23 protein-coding genes and 3 pseudogenes are annotated in these 23,386 nt (G+C 62.7%); 14 read left to right on the top strand and 12 right to left on the bottom strand.

What is annotated here, in order from left to right; genetic code table 11:
- Positions 1 to 28: 28 nt before the first annotated feature.
- Positions 29 to 1,216: an arabinose transporter gene (locus EIP85_RS18355; RefSeq protein ID WP_206615582.1), complete on the top strand. Its 1,188-nt coding sequence runs from the start codon at positions 29 to 31 to the stop codon at positions 1,214 to 1,216.
- A 94-nt stretch (positions 1,217 to 1,310) separates the two neighbouring features.
- Positions 1,311 to 2,174 carry an aldo/keto reductase gene (locus tag EIP85_RS18350; protein WP_127903665.1) on the top strand — a complete coding sequence of 288 codons (864 nt, stop codon included), beginning with the start codon at positions 1,311 to 1,313 and terminating at the stop codon, positions 2,172 to 2,174.
- Positions 2,175 to 2,347: 173 nt separating this feature from the next.
- Here EIP85_RS18350 and EIP85_RS18345 read toward each other — a convergent pair whose 3' ends face one another.
- Entirely contained in the window at positions 2,348 to 2,986 is a 639-nt protein-coding gene (locus EIP85_RS18345) for a CDGSH iron-sulfur domain-containing protein (protein WP_127903664.1), read from the bottom strand.
- A 487-nt stretch (positions 2,987 to 3,473) separates the two neighbouring features.
- Between EIP85_RS18345 and EIP85_RS18340 the strand changes: the two genes are divergently transcribed.
- The 3 genes from EIP85_RS18340 to EIP85_RS18330 all read left to right on the top strand — a co-directional run bounded on the left by EIP85_RS18340 (position 3,474) and on the right by EIP85_RS18330 (position 5,633).
- Positions 3,474 to 3,734, top strand: a complete 261-nt coding sequence (locus tag EIP85_RS18340; protein WP_127903663.1) for a hypothetical protein — start codon at positions 3,474 to 3,476, stop codon at positions 3,732 to 3,734.
- 280 nt (positions 3,735 to 4,014) lie between these two features.
- Positions 4,015 to 4,398, top strand: coding sequence for a MarR family winged helix-turn-helix transcriptional regulator (locus EIP85_RS18335; RefSeq protein ID WP_206615581.1), 384 nt, complete (start codon positions 4,015 to 4,017; stop codon positions 4,396 to 4,398).
- Positions 4,395 to 5,633 carry a multidrug effflux MFS transporter gene (locus tag EIP85_RS18330; RefSeq protein ID WP_127903661.1) on the top strand — a complete coding sequence of 413 codons (1,239 nt, stop codon included), beginning with the start codon at positions 4,395 to 4,397 and terminating at the stop codon, positions 5,631 to 5,633. Before EIP85_RS18335 ends, EIP85_RS18330 begins: the two co-directional genes overlap by 4 nt.
- Before the next feature lie 499 nt (positions 5,634 to 6,132).
- Here EIP85_RS18330 and EIP85_RS18325 read toward each other — a convergent pair whose 3' ends face one another.
- Both EIP85_RS18325 and EIP85_RS18320 read right to left on the bottom strand, forming a co-directional pair.
- Complete coding sequence (locus tag EIP85_RS18325; protein ID WP_241560089.1) at positions 6,133 to 6,354, bottom strand: DUF1127 domain-containing protein; 222 nt, start codon at positions 6,352 to 6,354, stop codon at positions 6,133 to 6,135.
- A gap of 268 nt (positions 6,355 to 6,622) precedes the next feature.
- The gene (locus EIP85_RS18320) at positions 6,623 to 7,360 is read right to left on the bottom strand and encodes a Crp/Fnr family transcriptional regulator (RefSeq protein WP_127903660.1); all 738 of its coding nucleotides are present in this window, start codon (positions 7,358 to 7,360) and stop codon (positions 6,623 to 6,625) included.
- Between the two features lie 326 nt (positions 7,361 to 7,686).
- On the opposite strand from EIP85_RS18320, the gene EIP85_RS18315 reads away from it, so the two are divergent.
- The 5 genes from EIP85_RS18315 (at position 7,687) to EIP85_RS18295 (ending at position 13,136) form a co-directional block, all read left to right on the top strand.
- Positions 7,687 to 11,109 carry a DEAD/DEAH box helicase gene (locus EIP85_RS18315; protein WP_164871797.1) on the top strand — a complete coding sequence of 1,141 codons (3,423 nt, stop codon included), beginning with the start codon at positions 7,687 to 7,689 and terminating at the stop codon, positions 11,107 to 11,109.
- A gap of 149 nt (positions 11,110 to 11,258) precedes the next feature.
- Positions 11,259 to 11,807, top strand: a complete 549-nt coding sequence (locus EIP85_RS18310) for a DUF4202 domain-containing protein (protein WP_127903658.1) — start codon at positions 11,259 to 11,261, stop codon at positions 11,805 to 11,807.
- Between the two features lie 266 nt (positions 11,808 to 12,073).
- Positions 12,074 to 12,415, top strand: coding sequence for a type II toxin-antitoxin system RelE/ParE family toxin (locus tag EIP85_RS18305; protein WP_127903657.1), 342 nt, complete (start codon positions 12,074 to 12,076; stop codon positions 12,413 to 12,415).
- The gene (nadS, locus tag EIP85_RS18300) at positions 12,412 to 12,705 is read left to right on the top strand and encodes a NadS family protein (protein ID WP_127903656.1); all 294 of its coding nucleotides are present in this window, start codon (positions 12,412 to 12,414) and stop codon (positions 12,703 to 12,705) included. Before EIP85_RS18305 ends, nadS begins: the two co-directional genes overlap by 4 nt.
- A gap of 236 nt (positions 12,706 to 12,941) precedes the next feature.
- A complete protein-coding gene (locus EIP85_RS18295) occupies positions 12,942 to 13,136 on the top strand; it encodes a hypothetical protein (RefSeq protein ID WP_127903655.1) in 195 nt (64 codons plus the stop codon).
- A 934-nt stretch (positions 13,137 to 14,070) separates the two neighbouring features.
- Here the strand turns inward: EIP85_RS18295 and EIP85_RS18290 are convergent.
- Together EIP85_RS18290 and EIP85_RS18285 are read right to left on the bottom strand one after the other, a co-directional pair.
- Entirely contained in the window at positions 14,071 to 15,276 is a 1,206-nt protein-coding gene (locus EIP85_RS18290) for a Fic family protein (RefSeq protein WP_127903654.1), read from the bottom strand.
- Positions 15,277 to 15,680: 404 nt separating this feature from the next.
- Positions 15,681 to 16,568 carry a LysR family transcriptional regulator gene (locus tag EIP85_RS18285; RefSeq protein ID WP_127903653.1) on the bottom strand — a complete coding sequence of 296 codons (888 nt, stop codon included), beginning with the start codon at positions 16,566 to 16,568 and terminating at the stop codon, positions 15,681 to 15,683.
- Between the two features lie 109 nt (positions 16,569 to 16,677).
- On the opposite strand from EIP85_RS18285, the gene EIP85_RS18280 reads away from it, so the two are divergent.
- Both EIP85_RS18280 and EIP85_RS18275 read left to right on the top strand, forming a co-directional pair.
- Positions 16,678 to 17,100: a CidA/LrgA family protein gene (locus EIP85_RS18280; protein WP_127903652.1), complete on the top strand. Its 423-nt coding sequence runs from the start codon at positions 16,678 to 16,680 to the stop codon at positions 17,098 to 17,100.
- Positions 17,072 to 17,785, top strand: a complete 714-nt coding sequence (locus EIP85_RS18275) for an LrgB family protein (protein WP_127903651.1) — start codon at positions 17,072 to 17,074, stop codon at positions 17,783 to 17,785. The genes EIP85_RS18280 and EIP85_RS18275 overlap by 29 nt, the downstream gene beginning before the upstream one ends.
- 125 nt (positions 17,786 to 17,910) lie before the next feature.
- On the opposite strand, the pseudogene EIP85_RS18270 reads toward EIP85_RS18275, so the two are convergent.
- The 6 genes and pseudogenes from EIP85_RS18270 to EIP85_RS18250 all read right to left on the bottom strand — a co-directional run bounded on the left by EIP85_RS18270 (position 17,911) and on the right by EIP85_RS18250 (position 21,842).
- Positions 17,911 to 18,591, bottom strand: a pseudogene (locus EIP85_RS18270) (IS6 family transposase).
- Positions 18,592 to 18,739: 148 nt separating this feature from the next.
- Positions 18,740 to 18,844 (bottom strand): annotated as a pseudogene (locus EIP85_RS23500) (NAD(P)(+) transhydrogenase (Re/Si-specific) subunit beta); the annotation flags it as partial.
- 162 nt (positions 18,845 to 19,006) lie between these two features.
- Positions 19,007 to 19,936, bottom strand: a complete 930-nt coding sequence (locus tag EIP85_RS18260; protein WP_127903649.1) for a mechanosensitive ion channel family protein — start codon at positions 19,934 to 19,936, stop codon at positions 19,007 to 19,009.
- Positions 19,937 to 20,174: 238 nt separating this feature from the next.
- The gene (locus tag EIP85_RS23075) at positions 20,175 to 20,516 is read right to left on the bottom strand and encodes a DedA family protein (protein ID WP_206615584.1); all 342 of its coding nucleotides are present in this window, start codon (positions 20,514 to 20,516) and stop codon (positions 20,175 to 20,177) included.
- A gap of 147 nt (positions 20,517 to 20,663) precedes the next feature.
- Positions 20,664 to 20,993: pseudogene (locus EIP85_RS22885) on the bottom strand (IS6 family transposase); the annotation flags it as partial.
- Between the two features lie 9 nt (positions 20,994 to 21,002).
- Complete coding sequence (locus tag EIP85_RS18250) at positions 21,003 to 21,842, bottom strand: cytochrome c biogenesis protein CcdA (protein ID WP_127903648.1); 840 nt, start codon at positions 21,840 to 21,842, stop codon at positions 21,003 to 21,005.
- 263 nt (positions 21,843 to 22,105) lie between these two features.
- Here EIP85_RS18250 and EIP85_RS18245 point away from each other — a divergent pair, with 263 nt between their 5' ends.
- Positions 22,106 to 22,408 (top strand): hypothetical protein, encoded by a 303-nt coding sequence (locus EIP85_RS18245; RefSeq protein ID WP_127903647.1) that lies wholly within the window; start codon positions 22,106 to 22,108, stop codon positions 22,406 to 22,408.
- Positions 22,405 to 22,836 carry a PIN domain-containing protein gene (locus tag EIP85_RS18240; RefSeq protein ID WP_127903646.1) on the top strand — a complete coding sequence of 144 codons (432 nt, stop codon included), beginning with the start codon at positions 22,405 to 22,407 and terminating at the stop codon, positions 22,834 to 22,836. The genes EIP85_RS18245 and EIP85_RS18240 overlap by 4 nt, the downstream gene beginning before the upstream one ends.
- 176 nt (positions 22,837 to 23,012) lie before the next feature.
- Here the strand turns inward: EIP85_RS18240 and EIP85_RS18235 are convergent, their stop codons facing one another.
- Positions 23,013 to 23,219, bottom strand: a complete 207-nt coding sequence (locus tag EIP85_RS18235) for a hypothetical protein (protein ID WP_127903645.1) — start codon at positions 23,217 to 23,219, stop codon at positions 23,013 to 23,015.
- Between the last annotated feature and the right edge of the window lie 167 nt (positions 23,220 to 23,386).

Below are 23,386 nucleotides of genomic sequence, written 5' to 3'. Positions count from 1 at the left end.
GCCCGTCGGCCCCGCTCATACGAGGGAGATGCCCTCCACCACGTCCGCGCTGTTGCCGATCATGGCGACCGTGTTGGCGGGGTTCCTGACCATCGGCCTGGCTCTGCCGGTTCTGCCGTTGCAGGTCCATCAGGTGCTGGGGTTCGGGGCCTTCGCCGTCGGTCTCGTCACCGGCTGCCAGTTCGGCGCGGCGGTCCTGACACGGGTCTCGGCCGGGCACTACGCCGATACCAAAGGGGCGAAGCGCGGGGTGATGCTCGGCCTTGCCACGGCCTCTGCCTCTGGCCTGCTCTACCTGTTGTCCGTTGCGATCGGGACAGACCCCGCCGCTTCGCTGACAGTCCTGCTTTGCGGTCGGGCACTGCTCGGAGCCGCGGAAAGCCTCATCATCACCGGCGGGGTAAGCTGGGGGCTGGCTGTGGCCGAGTCGGACCGTGCGGGCAAGGTCATCGCATGGGTTGGCACGGCCATGTTCGCCGCCCTGGCCCTGGGTGCGCCGGTCGGCACGGCGCTCTATGGCGCGGCCGGCTTCTCCGCGATCGGCCTGGCCACTGTTCTTCTGCCGCTTGCGACGGCGCTCCTGATCTTTCGGGTGCCGGGCGTCGCCCCGGTGCCGACCGCGAACCGGCCCTCCCTTCGGAGCGTTGCCGATGCGGTCTGGTTGCCGGGGGTGGGGGCCGCCTTTGCCAGCCTCGGCTACGGCGTCATTCTCACGTTCGGCAGCCTGCTTTATGCCCAGCTGCACTGGCAGCCCGTCTGGCTTTCCTTCTGCGCCTTCGCCGCTGCGCTGATCCTGGCGCGTCTTACCCTGGGCGACCTGCCCGACCGGCTTGGGGGCGCGCGGATCGCCCTGCTCTTCGCCATCGTCGAGGGTGCCGGCCTCGCACTCATCGCCTGGACCACGGGCCCCCTTGTTGCCGCCCTCGGGGCCGCCATGACCGGCTTCGGCTATTCGCTGGTCTATCCCGGGCTCGGCAAGGAAGCCGTCCGCAGCCTGCCCCCCGAAAGCCGCGGCGTGGCGATGGGCATGTACACGATCTTTCTCGACCTGGCGCTCGGCCTTGGCAGCCCGCTTCTGGGACTTGTTGCGGGGTGGAGCGGCGTTGCGGGCGCCTTCGCGGCCGGTGCCCTGCTCCAGGTCGGAACCCTGATTGCCGCGCGCCTCCTGTTGGCCGGACGATCTGACGGGCAGACCCGCCCGAAGGCCGCCGGCTGAGGCGCAGAAGCACGGCCAACCCGGTGATCGGGAACAAGGCCGGCAGAGAAAATGACACGGGCTCGATGGAGCCCCGGTAGAAAGGAAGAAACCGATGATCCTTAACGAAACCTATACCCTGTCGAACGGTGTGGAGATCCCGAAGCTGGGCCTCGGCACCTGGATGATCGACGATGCCCAGGTCGCAAGGGCCGTGCGCGCTGCCGTCGGGATGGGCTATCGCCACATCGACACGGCGCAGGCCTACGGCAATGAACGCGGCGTGGGCGAAGCCGTCCGTGACTGCGGGGTCGCGCGCGACGAGCTGTTCGTGACGACCAAGCTCGATGCCGGCATCAAGAGCTATGAAGGCGCGAAGAACGCCATCGACGGCTCGCTGAAGACCCTTGGGCTGGATGCGATCGACCTGATGATCATCCATAGCCCCACGCCCTGGCAGAATTTCGGCGGCACGGACCGCTTCTTCGAGGGGAACCTCGCCGCCTGGAAGGCCATGGAAGAGGCCTACGAGGCCGGCAAGCTCCGCGCCATCGGCGTGTCGAACTTCCAGAAGGAGGATCTGGACAATCTGCTCGAAAAGGCCTCGGTCAAGCCGATGCTGAACCAGATCCTCGCCCATGTCAGCAACACGCCCTTCGAGCTGATCGACTACAGCAAGAGCCAGGGCCTGCTGGTCGAAGCCTATTCGCCGGTCGGGCACGGCAAGATCCTTGGCAATGCCGAAATCGGCGCGATGGCGGCGAAATACCGCGTGAGCGTGCCGCAGCTCTGCATCCGCTACGTCCTTCAGCTCGGCCTCGCGGCCCTGCCGAAGACGGCGAACCCGGATCACATGCGCAGCAACGCGGAGGTGGACTTCGAAATCTCCGATGCGGACATGGAGACGCTCCGGAACGTCGAGCCGATCAAGGACTACGGCGATGCAAGCGTCTTCCCGGTCTACGGCGGCAAGATGTGAGGCGCGGGTCACCCCTATCCTGACGGGGTGACACGACCACGGCCACGACCATCAGCAATGCGGGCGCGTTGCTGACGGACAACTCTTGAAGCACCGCCGTCCAGTCATCGGGGCCCCAGGACGCAGCGCGGTTTCATTTTCGACCCGACGTTCCAGAGGCCTGGAACGACCGCTTAATCCGCGCTGAAGTTCTCCGTCTTGTGGCTTCCATCGCAATAAGGCTTGTTCCGGGACGCGCCGCAGCGGCAGAAGAAAGCTTGTCTTACCTTGTTGACCGTGCGGCCGGTCCCGCTAACCACTTCCAGGTTCCCGACTATCTTCAACGGGCCATTTGGCTGAGGTTGAAGATCGACAGGGCCGTCGCGTCGTTCCAGCGTGGGTGCTTCCTTGGACATTGGCTCGCCAGTTGCAGAGAACCCGGCGGCGACATGACTTCCATCGCAAAACGGCTTATTTTGCGACTTGCCGCAGCGGCAGAGCGTTGCGCGCGCTCGGCCCATGGAAGTGCCTCTCAGAAGCAGTTCTCCTTCGATCCCAAGAGGTCCGTTTTCCCGCACTCGGATGGTATTGACGGTCGGGGGGGCCTCGGACGAGTCGGCGCCGACGTTGGTTGTGACGCTGATTGCGCCAGACGGACAGTTGAAGCCAATCCGCATGACCGCATCTGGTGAGGCGGCGTCGGGAAATATCCAGTCACCCTTTACATTCGGGACGAAGACTTCCGGATGACTAAGCACGCAGTTGCGAGAGTGAACGCAAAGCGAGGCATCAAACTGCACGGTGACCTTGTCGCCCTTGATGATCTCAACCACCGGGAAACGCTCCTCACCTAGGGTGATATCCCTGAACGCTAGGTATGAATGCCTTCGGCCGTCAAGGGCTTGACGCTCGCCGTGCCTCGCTGCCGTTCAATCCGGTTGCGACTTCCAGGCTTGGGGCTTGCAAGAGCGATCGGTAACGGGTGCAGAGCGTGCAGCTTTCGCGCATAACGCGACTCTTCCGGAATGCATGGCGGCGCGTTGCCCTCGTACTGGATGGTGAGTCGGCGGACGCCGGATTGATTTATCGGCCTATGCGGCGGCCCAACCTGCAGGGCTGTATATTGCCTGCGTCAGGATAACGCCGTGCACTTCTGTATGATCGACGCGCGTCCGCTGCGACCGCCGTTCACGGCTTCTCTCGACAGCTGACGGGAGCGGCAACTTGTCCCTTGCTCAAGCGTTCGGGGGGCTATAGCCATCGCGCCTCAGGCAAGAGCTCGACGGCCCGAACAAGCGGGCCAGATGGGGGACATCGTCTATGAAGATCGGCGTCTACAGTGCCAAGGCGGCTGCCATTTCCGGAACCAGCATCTGGGAAACGCCGACCGGTCGTATCGTCACGTGCACGGTTGCCACGGACGCGCCCGATTCGATTGCCTGGGACGACAAGGTGATCCACGGGCCGGTCAAGCGGATGATCCGCTGTGTGCCAGCCCCCAGTCGGGTGCACAGTCGCTCGGAGAAAGACCTTCGCCCCGCCCCGCGGTACCGCGGATTGATGTCGCGGTTCTTCCACTAAGGAGATGCCCGTCCTGGCCGCCCAGAGGGGTGTGGCGGCCATCGCGCGGGCCGGACCATTGACGAAGGCTTTCTAGCTCATCGGTACCGGGAAGTTGACCCAACATAAGCGACACCTGTCTTCGTCGGGTGCCAGCCGCTCCAGTGGTGCATTGACATCGCCCATATTGGTGATAATGCAATTGGTGTATTAGCATCAATATTCGATCGTCATGCCCTCCCCTTCGCTCCCCGGCCTGCCCAGGCTGATCCAAAAGACCGCGCGCCAGTGGCGGCGGGCGATGAATGCTGAACTTTCACCCCTAGGGCTGACCGAGGCGACTTGGCTTCCACTCTTGTTTCTCCACCGTGAGGGACCGGTACGACAGGTCGAGCTCGCCGACTACCTCGGGCTCGACCGCTCCTCGGTGGTGCGGCTCATCGACAACCTCTCTAGGCAGGGTCTAGTCGAGCGGCAGGACGACCCAGCAGACCGGCGGGCCAAGCTCGTCGTGGTGACGGAGGCCGCGGCAGACATTCTCAGAACAGCCGAGGCCAGCTCGGCCCGCGTTCGGGCGGCCGCGCTCGCCGGAATCGCAGCCGCCGACATCGCCACGGCCGAAGCCGTTCTGGGGCGGATCATAGCCCAGCTGCCCTTCTCTCCGTCGGAAGGACAGGACCCATGAACGCGATGCAGGAACCTCCGCATCTGGACGAGCCAATGCTGCCGGCCTCCGCCGCCCTGCCTGAGGAGGCGCCGCAGGTGCCCATGCCGAAGCTCTGGGCGCTTGGACTGCTGACACTGACGGGCTCGCTCGCCATCCACATCTTCGTGCCGGCCCTGCCGGCAGCGGCTTCAGCACTGAAAGTCTCCATCCCAGAAATCCAGCTGACGATCAGTCTCTACATCCTCGGCATGGCCGCAGGGATGTTGCTCTATGGGCCGGTCTCCGACCGCTTCGGACGACGGCGGCCACTGATCGCCGGGATCGCGCTCTACATCGCTGCGGGGGTGGCGACGGTCGTCGCGCCGACTCTTTGGGCGCTGGTCGCCGCACGCGTGTTGCAGGCACTTGGAGGCTGCGCGGGGCTGGTGCTGACGCGAGCCATGGTGCGTGACAGCTCCACGACCCATGGCGGCGCGGCCAGGCTAGCCTTGCTGACCGCGTTCCAGGTCATCGGGCCTGCGGTCGCCCCGGTGCTGGGAGCTACGATGACAGAGTCCCTCGGTTGGAGGTCGATCTTCGCATTCCTGGTGGTGATCGGGCTGGTGAACATGGCCTCCATCCTTTGGGTGCTGCCGGAAACCCGGCCGCCAGCGCACCGCCAGACCACGAGCTTCCGCACCGCCAACCTGACCTTGCTTCGCGAGCCGACGATGCGCTGGTTGATCATCGGCGGAGGCTGCTGCACCACCTCGATCTACGGAGTGATCGCCGCTGCACCTTTCATCTTCGAGCGCGACCTGCACCGCGATCCAGAAAGCGTCGGCCTCTGGCTGATGCTGGCGCTCCTGGTGCTGTCAGCCGGCACACTGCTGGTGCGCCAGCTCTTGCGCCACTTCCCCATGCAGCGGTTGATCGCGACAGCGAACTGGCTGACGCTGGCCGCAGGTCTTCTTCTTGTCGGTGTCGTGCTGAGCGGGCAGCTGACGCTTGCGACATTTGTCGCGCCGCTCGCGCTCTTCTCCTTTGCGACGGGAATTTCCAGCCCGATTGCAGCGACGGCCGCAATCTCAGTCCGGCCCGAACTTGCAGGGTCCGCCTCGGGCCTTTACGGCTTCTCGCAGATGGTCATCGCAGCGATCTGCACCGCACTCTCGGGCCTCGGCGATCCGGCGGTCGCGGCCTCGCTGACACTGGCTGGCGCCGGACTGCTGACGGTCGTCTCGTTCAGGATGGCGATGCGAAACGGTTGGTAGGGCGAAGAGCTTGCCCGCCAGTACCCCGTCTCCTGTCTTAGGCCAGGACTGCAGTGGAAACGCCGGGCGCGAAAAATTCCGAGCTCTCTTGCGATGGGCAAAGGGCACTCTTCGCCGGCGTTCCTGACCTGCCGATCTCAGAAGGCATTGCACGAAGGATGGCGATTGCCGCGATGTTCGTCGTCCAGTCGCTCCTGATGCTCTGGCTCCTCGAGCGAATTTCGGAGGCCGGAGCTACCGGCGCAAACTTCCCAAGGCCGTAGAAATCGCCCTAGTAACCGGCAGGGACCATTTCCGGGGAGAGCCCTGCTCTTTCCGTCAATTCGCTCAAATGGTGGCTTGATAGCGCGGCTCGCCGAGAACGGTCGTTCGGCTCGGGCCTCGCGACAGAATTTTGGCACCAACCCAAAATGGAAGACGGCGGCATCCAGGGAGGAGGAGGATGCCGCCGCCAGATCAGAAGGGCCCAGGGAGGAGGAGAGGGCCTTCCGAACTCAATCTACTTGCCGTTGACGCTCTCGAGGGCCACGCGATGAATATCGCACCGGGCAATCCCAAGATCTGACAGGTCATTGTCGGACAGCGTTTGGAGCTCCCACACGGTTTGCCGATAGGCCCGGCGCCGTGCTGCCCCCTCCTGGTAACTGCGAATGAACGCGGCATAGCCTTCTTTGAGTCCGTAGCCGACGCTCTGGACGCGGTTCATGTGTGCAACTGTCATGGTCTTTGCCTTCGTGACATTCGGCTTGGCGGAGATCCCGCCTCATTCACTCACCAAAGTAGACGAATGCTGCGCATGCACAATGGCCCTCTCGCGCAACGCCGCTATGCAGCATACAGGACATTACTTATGACCTATATCTGTGCAAACAAATTGGCAGTTGCCGGTTTCCGAGCCATATTGCGGCTGACTGGTCGTCCCCTGGATCCGCCGAACCTGCCCCAGCCTCACATCTTGGCAGCCCACATGCGGAACCGTCCCTGGCCTGTTAGGCGCTTTCAGGCGCTTCACATGCTTCCGCGCACAGTCGATCGATACTGTTGATCGATAGGTTGCGCACGCCATTGGACGCGATCACACCGTCCTGTCGCAGCGATGACAGCTGTCGGCAGATCGTTTCGGTTGTCAGTCCCAGATAGTCACCCATCTCTTCGCGGGAGAGCTCAATGGCAACACTTATGGGCCCACGGCGTTCTCGCGACCCGGTGCAGAGTTGTCGACGCACCAGAAGCAAGAGCAGGCTCGCGACCTTCTCTCGAGCCGTCTTGCGACCAAGCAGGAGCATCCACTCCTGCATGGCATCGAGTTCGTTCCGTTTCATCTCGAAAAGCTGGCCAATCACTCGCGGCGATTTTTCCATCGCCTCCTGGAACGCCCGCCGCGGTATACAGCAGAGTGTCGTTTCAGTGGCCGAGATGGCATCGTACGGTGCCTTGTCCCTGCGCGGGTCACCAATGAAGTCCGACGGCATCATCAGACCGACCATCTGACGTCGTCCGTCCGGTAGTGTCTGGTTCACGGTTGCGATGCCGCTGACGATGGTTGCGACAAATCCCATTGGTTCCCCTAGCCAGAAGATCACCTCGCCGGGCTCAAAACGTCTGTAATACTTAAGATTTTCAAAATCCGCCAACTCGATGGGCGTGCATTTTGCGCAAAATGCGAGGTGATGCGCCGGGCAGTGCGCACATTGACTATCCACGGCTTCTGAAAGGGCCTGGCCCATCTCCGCACCCCCACGAGGTCCATCCGCAAGATATGGAGTTCACGCGTTTGTGATCAAGGTGCTGCCTGGGTAGGCTGCAGGCGCTCGATTGCGCACTGGGGCCGTGCAACTGAGTGTCAATACGGAACAAGCCCGGATGTGCGTTGCTGGGGAGCCTGTGCCTCTTGCCAGATCCCCGAGCGGCTGGCCGAGGTTGGGCCGCAAGATGCGTGATCTGGGGTGCAAATACGCGCTTGTTGGTTGTTGCGCCGTGGCCCATGGTCACCGCACATCGGGCAGCTGCGCGCGGGTGGTTGCCTCCCGCGGCACATTGGCAAGAGACGAAGATGGCTGTAGCGCTCGCCGCACATTTCGACCGGGCTACCCTGGAGCGCGCGCAGGTCTACTTTCATGCCGGGTTTGTCCTGGCTGTCGCGCCCGATGGCACAGGCGGCGTCACGTCTCGGGTCAGCAACGGGCGCGGCACAACCTATCAGCAGACGATCGGCATAGAAACTCCGTCGTCCCGGCATCGCAACGGCCGGATTCACGGGCTTTGCACCTGTCCGGTGCATATCAATTGCAAGCACGTTGCCGCGGCCCTCTACGCTCTGGCCAGTGGTGGGGCTCAAGCCGGGAATGATGCAGCCCCCAGGCTCTCGGGGCCGGTGCAAAGCTGGATCGGTCGCGCACGCGCCATCAAGGACGTCGTTCCGCCGGCGGCGTCCTTCTCGTCGCCGCGTCCTGAGGATTATCCTGACAAGATCAAGGACCGGCTGGTCTACGTCCTCGATTGTCTGCAGCCTGGCTTCCGGATCGACCTCCACAAGGCGCGGGTCAGTGCCAAGGGGATTGGGCTCAACGCCACGATCCGGCGCTATGACCTGTTCCACCAATTGCGCGCGAGCCGGACCACGCCTGAGTTTCTCCGCCCTGTCGATCTCGAGCTGGCAGGCACGCTGGCGAGGGCACGCTGCCTTGCCGGGCAATATGGCTATGGCTCCGAGCTCCCCGATGTCTTGCAGAAGCAGGCATCTGTCGGTGCCGCGTTGATGCGCTCTCTTTGTGCGACAGGTCGGCTCTTCGGCGAACCCAGCCCACAGGCTGCATTGGAATGGTCGGATGTCGTCAACGAGCCGGTGCTTGGCTGGACCGTTGCGGTGGATGGCAGCCAGACATTGCGATTTCTGACGCCCGAGGGTGATCCGCTGGATGTGGGCCGCTTTGGGGAAGATGGCCTTTGGATCGACCGGAACAGCGGACGGATCGGCCGGCTTGCCGCGCCGGTGTCCGACGAGATACTGCGTCTTGTACGGGATTGTCCGGCGCTTGAGCCAAGTGATGCCAGAGCATTGGGAGGCGGACTGCCGGCCACGCTCGGTCCCATGCCCTTGCCCGCGCCGCATATGCCGGGCGAAATCCGCCGTTCGGCACAGATACGGCAGGTGCGCCTGGTCCTTGCTGCGGCAACCGCACGGGAAGGATACGCCCGCCGCGCACCGACCGTAACGCTGCCGACCGTCGCGGTGTTTTTCATCTACGAGGGACAGGCGGTTGCCGCCTGGGAAGACGCATCGCCGCGCTTTGTGGAGGGGAGCGATCTGGTCACGCTGGAGCGCGACCGGGAATGGGAGGCGACCGTCCTCGCACGGCTGCAACTGGCAGGGGCCGTCCCCGTGGAAACCCTCGAGCAATATATGCCAGGCGAGCGGATGACGGCTTGCGATTTCGTCTTTGCCCAGGGGGAATTCAATCCTTTGACGCTGGAGGTCTGCCGCAGCTCGGACGCGCTGAGGTTCGCGTTTCATGAAGTTCCGCGATTGCGCGCGGAGGGGTGGGCGGTCGAGATCACGTCGAAGTGGCCATATCGTCTGGAAGAGGCCGAGACGCAGCTTGTGGTGTCCACCGCGACCCAGGGCGGGGAGCGGTTTCTCGGGCACGGCTGGTTCGATCTGGGCTTCAAGGTCGAGATTGCGGGGCGGCTGCACGATCTTGCCCCGCTGATTGCCGCCGTCCTGTCGCAGCTTGGCGGTGAGCTCGATGCAAGTCGGCCACCAGATCTCGAAACCCTGCACAGCCTGTTGGCGGATCGCCCGGTTTTCATCGATCTGGGCAAGGGCACCTATGCCTCGGTCGACCTGAGCCCAATCGCCCGGGTCCTGCACCTGTTCCTGCAACACCATGCCGATCCTGAGCGCCTGCATCCGGCCGAGGCTACATTGGCCGCCGAGGCGGAGGCCGTTCTCGCCGGCAGCCCCGTTAAATTTGCCGACCATGCCGGGATCCTGCCGCTGGCGCGCAACCTCCAGGCGCTGCGTGGGGTCGCATCCGTGGCACCGCCGCGTGGTTTGAAGGCAGATTTGCGCGGCTACCAGGCGCTAGGTGCCGCCTGGATGGGCAGCCTGATCCGTGCCGGGTTCGGCGGCGTATTGGCCGACGACATGGGGCTGGGCAAGACGCTGCAGGTTCTGGCGCTGCTGCAGGCCCGCAAGGAACAAGGCGCGGCGCAGGGGCCTGCGCTTCTCGTCGTGCCGACGAGCCTGCTGCATGGCTGGCAGGAGCAATCGGCGCGCTTCACGCCGGAACTGGACCTCCTGATCCTGCATGGTACGCGACGCGGGGCGCTGTTGGATCGTATCGGCACGGCCGACCTCGTGGTGACGACCTATCCGCTTCTGGGGCGGGACCGGGAGGTGTTATCGGATATCGCCTGGGACCTGGTGATCATCGACGAAGCGCAGACCTTGAAAAACCCCGCCGCCCAGATGGCCAAGGCATTGCGCGACATTCCGGCGCGCGGGCGGCTCGCGTTGACCGGCACACCGATGGAAAACTCGCTTCAGGATCTGTGGACGTTGTTCGACTGGGTCGTGCCGGGCCTGCTCGGCGATCGTAAGACTTTCCAGTCGGTCTTTCGGACACCTATCGAGAAACAGGGTGACAGGGTTGCCCAAGCGCGGCTCAATCGTCGGCTGAAGCCGTTCTTGCTCAGGCGGACAAAGGAAGAGGTCGCCGCCGAACTTCCCCCGCGCACGGAGATCCTCGATCAGGTTGATCTGCCGAAACCGCAACAGGCGCTATACGAAACCGTGCGCAGCGTGATGGACGTCCGTGTCCGCGAGGCGGTTGCGGCGCGCGGGCTTGCGGCGGCCCGTATAACGATACTCGATGCCCTGCTGAAGCTGCGCCAGGTGTGCTGCGATCCGGCCCTGGTGAAAACCGATGCCGCGCGCACGGTGAAAGACAGCGCGAAGCGCGCGCGGCTGCGGGAGCTGCTGCAGGAACTGGTGGCGGAGGGCCGGCGAGTACTCGTCTTCTCGCAATTCGTAGAGATGCTGGAACTGATCGCGGCCGATCTCGACGCTCTCAGGATCAAGCATCTGATGCTGACCGGCCAGACGACGAACCGGCCGGAGATATTGCGGGCGTTTAAGGAGGGCGCCGCACCGGTGTTCTTGCTGAGCCTGAAGGCAGGCGGGGTGGGGCTGACGCTGACCGAAGCCGATACGGTGATCCTCTATGACCCGTGGTGGAACCCGGCTGTGGAACGGCAGGCGATGGACCGTGTGCATCGGATCGGTCAGGACAAGCCGGTCTTCGTCCATCGCCTTGTTGCCTCCGCCACGGTCGAGGAGAAGATTCTCCAACTTCAGGCCAAGAAACAGGCCCTGGCGGACGCGCTTTTTGCCGAAGGCAACGATGGCACTACGGAAGGGTTCTTCGACGAGGACGTGATTGCAGATCTGTTCGCGCCGCTGACGGGTCAGTGAGGCGTTGGTGTTAAATGGCAAGACATCGCGCTCGCCGCGTTCGTCTCAGGTATCAAGGAAAAACGACACCGGTGCCGGTGCCGGCTTCCTGGTGGTCCACGGGGGCGACGGTGGATACTCTGGCGGAGCCACAATTGGGGGTTTTGGCTATGACGGATCGGTTGCAATGGGCCCTAGACGCGATTGACGCGGCTAATCGGGCGGATCCGCAAGGTGAGGCGCTGCTCTATGGCCAGCGGATGAGTGCAGAACTGGCGCGGCTGGATCCGGACGCGGACGAGGTGCTGCAGATCGCGGTGCGGGGTCAGCATATTGAACGTTGGACCCTGCCGCGCACTAGCTATCCTGAGGGGAAGGAGGGCTATCTGGCCTGGAGGCGGGAACAGGGACGGCGCCATGGCGCTCGGGTGGCGGGGCTGATGGCCGAGGCGGGTTATGACGCAGCCAGCCAGGACCACGTGGCAGCGATGTTGCGTAAGGAAGGACTGAAGCGCGACCCGTCCGTGCAGATGTTGGAGGATGTCGTCTGTTTCACCTTTCTGCGCTGGTATTTCCAACCCTTTGCAGCGCAGCACGACCCCGCGGCGGTGCAGAAAATTGTCGAAAAGACCGCGCGAAAGATGTCGTCCGCCGGGCGTGCCCGCGTGCGGTCCGAATTCGACCTCCCCCCTGCGCTTGCGGCGGCCTTCCTCGACTGACGTTGGTTCGTCCCCTTGGCTTCGCTTGTGCGCAGATTGACGCACAGAGCAATAACGGCCAGCGCCGCGCAATTCTGATCGGCGCGGACGGGCGGCGAGCAAAGTTGCGTCGGAGGTTCGGCGGATCATCGACAGGCGCTGGCTCTTGAAGCTTATTGTGCGGCGGAAGCCCGGATAACATTCCGTCGCGCACCAGTATTGCAGCCGCCGGCACCAGATTGTACGTCATTGACGTATAGGTCAGTGGCGCATATATGGGACCGAAGATGACACGATTGCAAACCGTGGTCGAGCTACCGGAATTCCAGAAGCGCGCCAGGGCAATCATGTCGGAGCAGGAGCGCAAGGCGGCGATCGACTACATTGCCGCCAACCCAGAGGCTGGCGTGGCCCTTGGTGGCGGGCTGCGCAAGGTCCGCATCCCGCGGGAGGGCGGCGGCAAGAGTGGAGGCTTCAGGACGATCTATGTGTTTGGCGGAACGCATATGCCGATATTCCTGATCACGGTGTTCGCCAAGAACGAGAAGGCTAATCTGTCGAGGGCTGAACAGGCGGCGGCCGTCGAAATGAGCAAGGTGATCATCGCACGCTATGGAGACCCAACATGAGCGTATTCGAATCTGTGTCCAAGGGCCTGGAAGAGGCACTGGCTTTTGCGAACGGCGACACCGCCGGCGCAAGGCTGCATGAGGTGGCTGTCGCCGATGTCGATGTTGTCGCCGTTCGCCAGAAGACTGGTCTGTCGCAGGCCGAATTCGCCAAAAGCATTGGTGTCGCCAAGGGTACACTCTTGAACTGGGAACATGGACGTCGTCATCCAACGGGTCCGGCCCAGGTGCTGCTTGCCCTGATCGCCAAAAAGCCGTCCGTCGTTCAGGATCTGTTGCGCGGCGCCTGAACCGGCGTTTGGCCTGTATCGCGGCCCCGCAGAAGATGCAGTCGAGGTGATGCGCTCGCGCAGCCGCCTGGCTAGGGGCGACAATAAGAATTACATCAACCTCGTGGCCCAAACGGTCAGACGCCACACAACGTGAGCGAGAGAAGACCTGGGGCACCCGACGAGGTGTGTCAGCGACCATCTATTGAGGGATATGCAAAGCCAAATGGGGAGGACGAGCAGTGCACGCCAAGAACATGCGACAAGCAATCCTCGACAAGTTGGAGCACCAGGATGCGACCGTTCCGGAGCGGGCGGTCGACCCGATCGCCGTGCGGCAGAGCCTGGGCGTTCTCGAGAATGACTTCGAGGTAGCCCTTGTCGAGCTGACGGATACTGAGCGCGTCGGGCTCGTCGCTGGGCAACTCTACCTGCGTCGGAACTTACTCTAGGATCGACGGACTGGGCGCTATCTTGCCTGGCGCAGTATAGCGAGAACCGACTGCCCGAGCAGCGAGACGCGATACCCGGTCCGAGCCTCGTTGGCGACCGCCGGTTCCGCGAGACGAAGGTCGAGCAGCCGTTGGAGTGCCGGTGTCCTCTCTGACCGGGGAATTTTCGCGAGCGCGGTCAAGGCGTCGGCCTCCCATGCCTCGAGGCTCTCGGCGAGTATCGAGGAGATCCTGTCCAACGGCGGATACTACCTGAGGCCGCGTCGCTGCACATCGCGCCGCTTCTTCTCGGTGTGTTCAAGGGATGCGCGCCGCTGCCCTCGATATCAGATACTTCCTCATCCGGTGCCTCCAAATTGTCGAAGGAGCGGCGCCTCACAGACTGCCAGGCACTGTGACGGCTCTCTGTCCCCCGCCGCTTGGCGATCTATGCAACCAGCGCGCAGGAGGTCTGGACTTGATCTAGGCCTACTTCCCGAACTAGCGGTGCTTGCGGTTGATGTGCACCTCACAGGGATGTGGCAAGATCTTGTCCTGCTCGTCGCCTGCTGGCGGGTCTGTTGAACCCGCGATCTATCTAGTGATGGCGTTTTCGGTTTGCTGACGGCTCTGCCGGACCCGGATCCCCCGGGAGTTCGAACCGACCGGACTTGCCGACACCTGCGCGTTCGCCAGGAGAGACTGCTACTTCGCGATCAGCGATCGCCGGCCTGCATCCGCGTCACGCGGGATATCGGAAAGGGCGGCCGGATCCGCCGGGCCGAGTCCCTCATGTCGCAAGGACGCTGCATGACAGACGCCCAGTTCCGTGATCGCGTGAACGCCTGGGGCTGACGATTTCGGTTCCTGCGAATTCCGCCAACATACATTGCGAGTCGAGGCGCAGCATTGCTATTCACGCGCACTGTCCTTCTGACACTCGGCGCACGCCGGCTCACCCTTCGAAGAGGCGCGGAAACAGCATCTCGTGGGTCTGGCTCGGAAACCTGAGCTCGAGCGCCGAGCGCGGCGTCTCCGATCCCAGGATGCCATCATCGGTCAACTCTTTGATCACGGCTCGTGCAGTCCGGGGCGCGACGCCCAGCACCGCCGCGACGTCACCGCGCTCGACCCGGCCGCGGATCAACACTGCGCGCAGGAGCTCTGCGCCTCCGGCGCGAAAATCCCGCGCCGCGGCGTAGCGCGCCAGCCGCTCACCCATGCCAGCGAAGTCGAGGAGCCCTCCCATGAAGGCCACCTGGTCGCGACAGGTCCCGAGGAACCATACGGCGAAACGAGTGAGAGCCTGGAGCGACAGGTTCCCGCGTCCATCGCGATCGCCCTGTCGGATCCGGTCGGCGAGACGCATCATCTCCTTGTATTCCTCACGCCCCGGCACGCCGCCGGCAATTCCGCGGGCAAGACCGCGCGAAACCGACCAGAGACCCCCCGTCCCGATCCCGGCCTGATGCGCCATCGCATGGCTCATCAGGCGGCTGACCCGCCCGTTACCGTCGTAGAACGGGTGGATGTAGTTCATCCGGTGATGTGCCGTCGCCACTGCCAGAATCTTCGCAACCTGGCCATGCAACCGATCCTGCCGGAACCGAGTGTGGAAATACTCCATGAAGGCCGGCAACCGGTCATGAGGCGGTGGCACATGATCGCCGACCTCGACATCGCCCTCGCGCCATTCCCCCGGGACCATGACGATGCGTCCTTCCTTTCCGGAGTCACCCTCACGGATAACCAGGGCCGAAGAGTCGACATCGCGATAGAACTCCCGGTGCAGCCAACGGATGAAGTCCGGCGAAGACGGGTCCTCAAGCACCCCCATAGCAGCGCGCCGGTCGATCTCGGCTTGAAGCCGGACATGCGCCGCGCCTTCCTGCTGCAGCGCGCGTCGCCGCGGGTCTTCATCGAAAGTCCCGGCCAGCGCCGCCTCGATCTCGCGCGGGCGGGTATTGTTGCCTTCAATGCGGTTCGAGTAGTAGCTGTTCATCACCCGGATCATCGCTGCCACCTGTGCCAGTGTCGCTGGCGGCAAGCCCGCGCCAAGTCGGCCTGCGGCCTGGGCGAGGCTCAACGCCGCCTCGGCCAGACCGAAGTCGATCTCACCCTCGATCCGGGCCGGTTCGATCCGTGTCGGCGCGATGATCATGTTCTCCATCATGGCGTTCTCGCACCTCTCATGGAGGTTCATTTTTGGCCCAATTCGTGCCACTATGAGTCAGACATAAATATCTGTTGTGACTATGAAATACAACATCAGACGCAGAAACGTGCCACTCTTGCATGCCACTATCTCGCGCCGCTATCATAGCCCGCCTCAAAGGCGCGTCCGCCGCCCATAACGCGCGAAAACCGTGGCCCATAGTACTACAGCTGCGTTTTTTGATGATTTCTGTTTCAACTCTTCCAGATCGAATGGAGGGGTCGTGATGTCTGTTTCGGATTGGGCCGCGTCGGTGACAGACTGGCGCGATGTGCTTGACGGCTTGGCTTGGAGTGCGCCCAACCATCGTCTCAGGCAAGCAAGGCGACGAGCAGAATCTCTGGCGCTGCTCACCCACCGGCTGGTTCTCGATCACGCAAGCATGTCAACCATGCCCGTGCCGCGTGGGAAAGGTAGGCATCGCGCCGCCAGACCATCGCCATGTTCCAGTCCGTATCGCTGTGAGCCAACAAGACTTTGCCAACAGGATGTCGGCGCTGCTCATCCGCAATCATGCGCGGGAGGAATGCGACGCCGAGGCCGGCCGCCGCAAGTTCGACGATGAAATCGACCTGGCTGCTCCGCACCGCAACCTGGGGTTCGAACCCCCGCCGTCGGCATGCCTCAAGGACGATCCGGTTCAGAGCGAAGCCACCTTCGAAAAGGATGAATGGCAAATCCTTCAGCGCATCAATGCCAATCGGGGCCCCGCCCGCCAACGGATGTGTCTCCGTTAGGAGCGCAACGAGCGGCTCGCGACGTACCTCCTGCCAATCGAACTCTGCGGACACCGGCAAGAGTGAGCCCGCGAGATCAAGGTCCCCCGCCCGTAGAACCTCTTCGAGTCGGGTGCTCCCGTATTCGACGAGTTGGATATCGATGTCAGGATACTGCTCTCTGTAGGCGGCGAGAACCGGAGCGAAGAGGATGCTTGATCCAATGGGCGGAAGGCCAAGGCGGAGGGTGCCAAGCTTCATGCCGCGGATCTCGTCAAGTTCCCCCATAAGGTCATCCCGCTCCGCCAGAAGTCGAAGCGCGTGCCGATAAACGACTTCTCCCGCCGACGTTGGCGTGCTCCGATGTCCGACCCGATCGAGCAATGGCATTCCGACCTCATCTTCGAGCTGTCGGACTGCCTTGCTGACTGTCGACTGGGTCGCGAAGACTGTCTCCGCAGCGCGGGTGAAGCCGCCCTGGCGGACGACCTCGACAAAGACCTGGAGGGTGCGGAAATTCATGTCTATTCCAATTTTGACTTATGATTAGTCGTATAAGTCATTTTGAGAATTATTGCTCACCTCTCATATAGGGGGCAAGGCGAGAAATGCCCGCTTTGGAGTGACCTCGATGACCGCTCATCGCCTGTCGGTTAGATTCCGCTATGCCCTTCATCGCAGCAGGACTGGACAGATCGCGCTGCTTGCCGCGATCTGGCTGATCGGCCAAGCGGTGGTGCACGTAACGGGCCTGCCGCTTCCTGGAGGGATCATTGGCCTCGCCCTCCTGCTGTTCCTCCTTGGTAGCCGCCTCATGAGTCCCCTTAGCCTCCGTCGAGGTGCAAACTGGTTTCTCGCTGAGATGCTTCTCTTCTTCGTCCCAGCGGTCCTGGCAGTGCTGAACTATCCGCAACTTCTCGGGGTTCTGGGGCTAAAAATCCTGGCTGTTATTCTGGGCGGTACGATTTCCGTGATGGGCGTAACCGCCATGACCGTCGAGCTTTCAGGCAACTGGAGGGCGCGCCATGCCGCTTCTCGCTCTGGCAACACTTGAGCCCTGGCTGGCGACGATTTTCTGGTCGTCGCTGACCATCGCGTTCTATCTACTGGCAAAACAGCTCTACAGCCGCTGGCCGCGTTGGTGGCTAATGCCGCTGGCGTTGACACCTGCACTGCTGATCGTGGTTGTACTCGTTGTTCACGCGAATTACGGCGACTACCTACACGGCGCCGGCTGGCTTCTGACCGTGCTCGGTCCCGTAACTGTTGCCTTTGCCGTCCCGATCTACGAGCAGCGCGCACTGATCAAGCGTGACTGGGCGGTTCTCGCGATCGGCATGGTCGCCGGCACCTTGACGGCGGTCGGCACCAGTTGGCTCCTGGCGACCCTTCTCGGGCTAAATGGAACGCTTCGGCTGAGCCTTCTGCCGCGCTCCATCAGCACGCCTTTTGCGATGTTGGTCTCGCAAGACATCGGAGGCGTCCCCAATCTCACCGCTGTCTTCGTCGTAATGACCGGCGTGTTCGGCGCTGTTCTCGGAGACCTTCTGCTGTCTTGGCTCCCCATCCGCAGCTCGCTCGCCCGCGGCGCCCTGTTCGCAATTGGCGCGCACGGCGCGGGCACCGCTCGTGCCAATCAGATCGGACCCGAGGAAGGGTCGATCGCTGGGCTACTCATGGTGCTTGTCGGCCTGCTCAACGTTCTCGTGGCAACCCTGATCAGCCTTCTGTTGCATTAGGCCCCCTGATCTCGGAGTGAGCCACTGCCTGGGTTGGCATTACGACCGCCGGTGTGGAGGTCCGATCTCAGCGGTTCCGTCGCAAACTTCCGAGCAGGATGAGCGGAGCCGTTCGGCAGACATGACTATGCTGCGAGCGCCGCGAAGGTCTGGAAGGCGGTGGCGCCATTGGCGGGGATCTTCCGCTTGCGGATCATATGCGCGGCTTCGATCCCGGCAATGGTGGCCGCAGCCGAATGGAACGCCTTGAAGCCATCATCGGGCCGGTAATCCGCTTGATAAAGCGATGGTCCTGTCAAATACATCCGTCAAGTACTTGACCTGTCGCACCACGATGGTGCGCCCGTTGCCGGTGAATTTCAGGATCACGTTCACCGCCTGCAGGCCGGCCAGGTTGGCACCGCTCTTGTCGATGACAACCCGGTCGGGCACGCCGTTCGTGTCGATCGCCCGCTTGAAGAACCGCCGGGCAGCGGCCAGATTGCGGCGCTCCGAGAGCATGAAGTTAAGGGTTTGGCCATCCCGGTCCACGGAGCGGTAGAGGTAGGTCCAGCGGCCCTTCACCTTGATGTAAGTCTCATCCATCCGCCAGGAGGTGGCGGTCGGCCGCTTCCTCGCTTGCGCCTGGGCCGCGATCAGCGGTGCGAATTTCACCACCCAGCGGTTCAGCGTCGCGTAGTCGACGGCACCCCCCGCTCCGCAAGGATCTCCTCCAGGTCACGGTAGGAGACGGCGTAGCGGAGGTAGAAGAACACCGCCTGCAGGATCACCGACTTCGGATAGTGCACGCCCTTGAACTCGATCACGTCGCCCGCCTCTCGCTAACTCTCTGACAACGCCGACATATCACGCGCTCAGAACGTCGAAAGTTTGCGACAGATCCCCAGATCCTCCCCTTCTTCACGCTCCCGCCGTTGACAACATCCGGCGGTTCTCCTTGTGGATCAACGGGTTCACGATGTCGTAGGGCACCTTGGCCTCGGCCAGAAACATGTTCATGTGCCCCTGCTGACGGCCAACCAGCGGGCGGATGCTGAAGCGCACCTCTTTGCCCACCGCGCAGACCGTCTCGAGAATTGGTGGTTCGCGATCAGGCCCAGCGCCTCGCCGCCACCAAATCCGCTGATCCATTCAATGCCGACGCGAATATCTCACGCTGCTGGCACATTAGATCTCGGCCTGAGCACCCACCGGCGCGCATAGCAAGTGTACCATCCAAGGCTATCTCTGTGCCGTGAGCTGATCCGCCTTCGGCGCAGCCAAGTCCTGCGATGTTTCGCGTTCTGGGGCCTTCGGCTGGTCTGTCACGTGATTAAGCCAGACCGTGCGGTTGGGGAACGGGATTTCGATCCCACTGGCATCAAGCGCCTCCTTGACCGCCCGGTTCATGTCATTCTTGAAAACCCAGAAGTCCGCGCTGTTGGCCCAACAGCGGCACAGGAAATCCACTGAGCTGTTGTTGAGGCTGTTGACCTTCAGAAAGAACGGCGGATCTGCAAGGGCCCTAGGATCGGAGGTAATGGTCTCGCGGATGACCCGCTCGGCGAGCGACAGGTCCGTGGCGTAGCCAACGCCAAAGGTCCATTCCGCCATCCGCGTCTTATAGACCGAGTAATTCGTCATCACGTTGCCCCAGACCTTCGCGTTCGGGACAATGATCTGCAGCCCGTCGTAGGTCTTTAGCTCGATGAAGTTCAGGTTGATGTCCATCACTGAGCCGGAGACTCCGTCTACAGCAATGAAATCGCCAAGCTTGAACGGTCGGAACAAGATGATCATTACCCCGGCCGCAACATTTGCCAGCGTGCCTTGGAGGGCTAACCCCACGGCGAGGCCCGCGGCGCCCAGAACCGCGACGATGGACGTTGTTTGGATACCGAACTTGTTGAGCACGAAGACCCCGGCGAAGGTCAGCACCACATATCGGGTGATATTGCCGAGAAACGTGAAGAGGGTCTGATCCAGCCGGTGATAGCGCTTAGTCAGGCCGACGATCCGCTTGTGAAACCAGTTGGCCGCTATCAAGCCGATTAGAAGGATGGCCGCCGCGGCAAGCACACTTCCCAGGATGTTGGTCAGAAATCCGACCGTCAGCAGCTGGCCCAAGGTCTGATTCTGGGTGACATGGAGATTCAGAAGGTTCTTCAGCATTTGGCGAGACGCTCCGTAATCATTGCCAGCTTCAGGTCAACTTCATCCAAGCTGAAAGCACTATGACGGACAAGATGCGCCCGCCTCTTCGCGCCCCCACAATGAACCCTAACTCCAGAAAACCCTTGGCAATGTTCATCACGATGGCGCGGGTCCACCGTAAGCCGCGGAGCCTAGCGCCCGCAGGCTGGCCCAGCGGAAAGGCTCAAGGCGGGGCTGCAGGGTTGCACTCTATCTCTTACCGCGTCTGATCCTTCCACCGGTGCCGGCCATACAAGACCGCACCGACGAGAAGTGTGACCAGCACGGCGCCGTCTAGCGTGTGCATCACATGTCTTAAGACCGGGTTCCGGTCCCAAGTTTCGCCAAGTTTCAGACCGGCGAATGCCAGCGCAAAGCACCACGGCCAGGATCCGACGAAGGTATAAAGCTGGAACTTGACGAACGGCATCCTCGCGATGCCGGCCGGGAGCGAGATAAACGTCCGTACCACCGGCAGGAGACGCGCAACGAAAACCGTCGCACCGCCATATTGGCTGAAATAATGATCGGCCCGGTCTAGCTCGGCGGGGTTGAGCAGGACGTAGCGTCCCTAGCGGTCCACCAGGGGACGCCCTCCAAAGACGCCCACGAGATAGGCGAGGGTTGATCCGATGTTACATCCCAGGGCTCCCGCAGTGGCAACGAGGACGAGTGAGAAGCGCCCTGTTGAAACCAGGTAGCCGGAGACAAGAATATCCAGCATGTCGCCGCTCGCATCGACCGCCCGCCAGAGCCAGCAATTTCTGCCGTTGATCGGGATGACGACCTCATCCAAGTGCCATTTGCCGACTGCGGCCGGTCTGTCGCGCCTGATGCAACCGGCGAAGTGGACCCCAAAGCGGTTTAACCATTTCCGGATCGTTTCCCGGCTGACCACCACACCTCGAACGGCGAGAAGATCTTCGACATCTGCCATGCTGAGCGCGAAGCGATGGTAGACCCAGACCGCATATGCGACGATCTCACGAGGGAAACGGTAGCCTTTCAGGCGCGGCATGGCGGACGCTATATTCATACCCGACGCCTAAAAAGGCACCGCTCCACAAACAAGTTGGCAATCCCTCGTCCAGATCACCGGCGGTGACTGCAGCGCGACCTGCAGGTTTTGCCCTGACCAGGCCGCGGCAAGGCCGAGCAGGCCGAAGGCCGAGGCCACCGCCAGCACATAGGCCCCGGTGAGCGCCGCGCCGCGTGCCGGCGTCATCCGCCCGCCGCCGGCGGCGAGCATGCCGGCCAGAACCGGCACCATCGGCAGGCTGCAGGGGGTGAAGGCTAGGAGGAGTCCGAAGCCCGCGAAGGCCAGCAGCACCAGCGTCGCCCCGCCGCGCAACAACAGCCCGGCCATCAGACCGTCCTGCGGCGCGAAGGTCGGCGGCACTGTCGCCGTGGCGGAGACGGCGGGACCAGAGCCGGCTGCAGCGGCCATCGCCGGAATCGTCAGGCGCTGCGGCGGATAGCAGATCCCGGGATCGGCGCAGCCCTGCCAGCGGAGCACCGCCGCCCCGCCGTCCGAGGCGACCCTGGCCGCGACCGTGCCGCGCCAGATCTCCACCCGGCCGAAATTCGGATCCTCCTCGATCGTGCCGGGCGGGCTGTCCACCATTAACGCCGCGCCGCCCGTGGTCGCCGCGGTCAGCCGGGCGCGATAGAGGTGATAGCCCGCGGCGACGTCGATCTTCACCTCCAGGGCGCAGTCGGCCGCGCGCCGAGTGGCAACCCGGAACGCCTGATCCGCGGTCAGCGGCGCGGCACCGCGGCCGGGCCCGGCGAAAAGGTCGGTCGTGGGCTGGGCCGGAAGGGCCGCGGCGAGGGCGAGCCAGATCAGGACGATGCGCAAGAGGCCGGAGGGGGAAGCATGTTTCATGCCGGCCTCCTCGGGGACGATTCTTAAGGCAAACTTAAGAGCGGGTCTCCGCCGTGAGTTTTCAACGGGGTCGCAATCCGGAAGTCTCTCTGTGGCCTGGTAACTCCCCTATTTTCTCTCCGGTCACGGTCTCGATGCTGTCCAGCCACGGGGCCGAAACGGGTATTCCAGCAGCCGAGGAGCGCCTGTCATCATCCCGTGATCCCTTGTCGACCACGCAGGTATGGATTATATATCCAGATATAGTCTATGGGGGGATGATGATGGGCAACGCCGCGCAGAAAAGGGCGCTTCAGAATTACCGCGCGCGTCTAACGCAACGCGGCTTTACTCGTTTTGAGGTGACGGCGCTCGACGCAGATCGCGAACTGATCCGCACGCTCGCGCGCCGCCTGGCGGAGGAAGGGCCAGAAGCGGAACAGGTGCGCGCCGCCGTGAAGACAGCCGTGATCGGAGAACCACCGAAGCCCGGTAATATTCTAACTGCTTTGCGTCGCTCACCTTTGGTTGGCGCTGATCTCGACCTTTCCCGCGCACGTGAAGAGGGGCGTAAGGTCGATCTGTGACGCGCTACCTTCTCGACACCAACATTATCAGCAATATCGTCAAGCCGAACCCTTCAGAGTCGCTTCTGGCCTGGATGCGGAGCCAGCGCGACGAGGACTTGTTCATTTCCTCGCTGACAGTCGCCGAAATTCAACGTGGCATTCTGGAAAAGCCGCGCGGCAAGAAGCGTGGTGCACTTGACGCTTGGTTCGCCGGGGCGGAGGGTCCTCAGGCTCTATTTGCAGGACGTATCCTGTTCTTCGACGACAAGGCTGGTTTAGTTTGGGCGCGGCTTATGGCGGAGGGTAAGGCCGCCGGTCGCCCTCGCAGCGGCCTCGACATGATTGTAGCCGCGATAGCTGGCACGAATGATTGCGTTGTTGTCACCGACAACGAGCGTGATTTTATCGGCATCGAGATGGTCAATCCAATCCGCGGGGCGGGCTGAAGCGAGCGAAGCCCTTCTCACGCGCTACGCCGTCCTGGATCCGCACCCTTTAGACATTCGGGTTGATTTCCTGACGGAGGGTTTCTGGTGGCCTCACATGCCGCAATTGAAGCGTCTTAGGCGCCCACTCCCCATACGGGTACTTTTCTTGCCGCCGTGTGTAGAGTGGAACACGCTCACACATTGCGTCGCAGATAGATCTTCCCAATCACGAGTCCCACCTGCTCCAAGTCCGCGAGTTCGGCTACGGCAGTGTCGAAATCAAGCTGCAGGGCGCCAAGGGTATGCCGCAGCGCGATCACATCGACTGCATCCTCCGGTTCGGTGGCCCCTTGATGCTCCAGCTCCTCCAAGATTGCCAAAGCAAGGCTCTCCGCTGCCATGACGACATTTCCTTTTCTCAGCTTGTTCCGAGACGCCACCGAACAGCCCATGCGACGGCCTCAGCCCACCGCCGCTGCGTGCCTCCGCCTTCTGCCTACTCGGGAGTTAGCGCGATCACTCAGAAACGCGAGGTCACGAAATCAACTCGGATGATCCGGAAGCATAT

This window comes from Solirhodobacter olei (genome assembly GCF_004010155.1).
GTDB classification, from domain to species: Bacteria; Pseudomonadota; Alphaproteobacteria; order Rhodobacterales; family Rhodobacteraceae; genus Solirhodobacter; species Solirhodobacter olei.
Note: the sequence above shows the minus strand (reverse complement) of the source record. Positions and strands in the feature narration are given on the sequence as shown.

Bases quoted from the DNA above. Each gene is read 5' to 3' on its own strand.
- EIP85_RS18355 (WP_206615582.1), top strand. From the start codon at position 29: ATGCCCTCCACCACGTCCGCGCTGTTGCCGATCATGGCGACCGTGTTG.
- EIP85_RS18350 (WP_127903665.1), top strand. From the start codon at position 1,311: ATGATCCTTAACGAAACCTATACCCTGTCGAACGGTGTGGAGATCCCG.
- EIP85_RS18340 (WP_127903663.1), top strand. From the start codon at position 3,474: ATGAAGATCGGCGTCTACAGTGCCAAGGCGGCTGCCATTTCCGGAACC.
- EIP85_RS18335 (WP_206615581.1), top strand. From the start codon at position 4,015: ATGAATGCTGAACTTTCACCCCTAGGGCTGACCGAGGCGACTTGGCTT.
- EIP85_RS18330 (WP_127903661.1), top strand. From the start codon at position 4,395: ATGAACGCGATGCAGGAACCTCCGCATCTGGACGAGCCAATGCTGCCG.
- EIP85_RS18325 (WP_241560089.1), bottom strand. From the start codon at position 6,354: ATGACAGTTGCACACATGAACCGCGTCCAGAGCGTCGGCTACGGACTC.
- EIP85_RS18320 (WP_127903660.1), bottom strand. From the start codon at position 7,360: ATGGGCCAGGCCCTTTCAGAAGCCGTGGATAGTCAATGTGCGCACTGC.
- EIP85_RS18315 (WP_164871797.1), top strand. From the start codon at position 7,687: ATGGCTGTAGCGCTCGCCGCACATTTCGACCGGGCTACCCTGGAGCGC.
- EIP85_RS18310 (WP_127903658.1), top strand. From the start codon at position 11,259: ATGACGGATCGGTTGCAATGGGCCCTAGACGCGATTGACGCGGCTAAT.
- EIP85_RS18305 (WP_127903657.1), top strand. From the start codon at position 12,074: ATGACACGATTGCAAACCGTGGTCGAGCTACCGGAATTCCAGAAGCGC.
- nadS (WP_127903656.1), top strand. From the start codon at position 12,412: ATGAGCGTATTCGAATCTGTGTCCAAGGGCCTGGAAGAGGCACTGGCT.
- EIP85_RS18295 (WP_127903655.1), top strand. From the start codon at position 12,942: ATGCGACAAGCAATCCTCGACAAGTTGGAGCACCAGGATGCGACCGTT.
- EIP85_RS18290 (WP_127903654.1), bottom strand. From the start codon at position 15,276: ATGATCATCGCGCCGACACGGATCGAACCGGCCCGGATCGAGGGTGAG.
- EIP85_RS18285 (WP_127903653.1), bottom strand. From the start codon at position 16,568: ATGAATTTCCGCACCCTCCAGGTCTTTGTCGAGGTCGTCCGCCAGGGC.
- EIP85_RS18280 (WP_127903652.1), top strand. From the start codon at position 16,678: ATGACCGCTCATCGCCTGTCGGTTAGATTCCGCTATGCCCTTCATCGC.
- EIP85_RS18275 (WP_127903651.1), top strand. From the start codon at position 17,072: ATGCCGCTTCTCGCTCTGGCAACACTTGAGCCCTGGCTGGCGACGATT.
- EIP85_RS18260 (WP_127903649.1), bottom strand. From the start codon at position 19,936: ATGCTGAAGAACCTTCTGAATCTCCATGTCACCCAGAATCAGACCTTG.
- EIP85_RS18250 (WP_127903648.1), bottom strand. From the start codon at position 21,842: ATGAAACATGCTTCCCCCTCCGGCCTCTTGCGCATCGTCCTGATCTGG.
- EIP85_RS18245 (WP_127903647.1), top strand. From the start codon at position 22,106: ATGGGCAACGCCGCGCAGAAAAGGGCGCTTCAGAATTACCGCGCGCGT.
- EIP85_RS18235 (WP_127903645.1), bottom strand. From the start codon at position 23,219: ATGGCAGCGGAGAGCCTTGCTTTGGCAATCTTGGAGGAGCTGGAGCAT.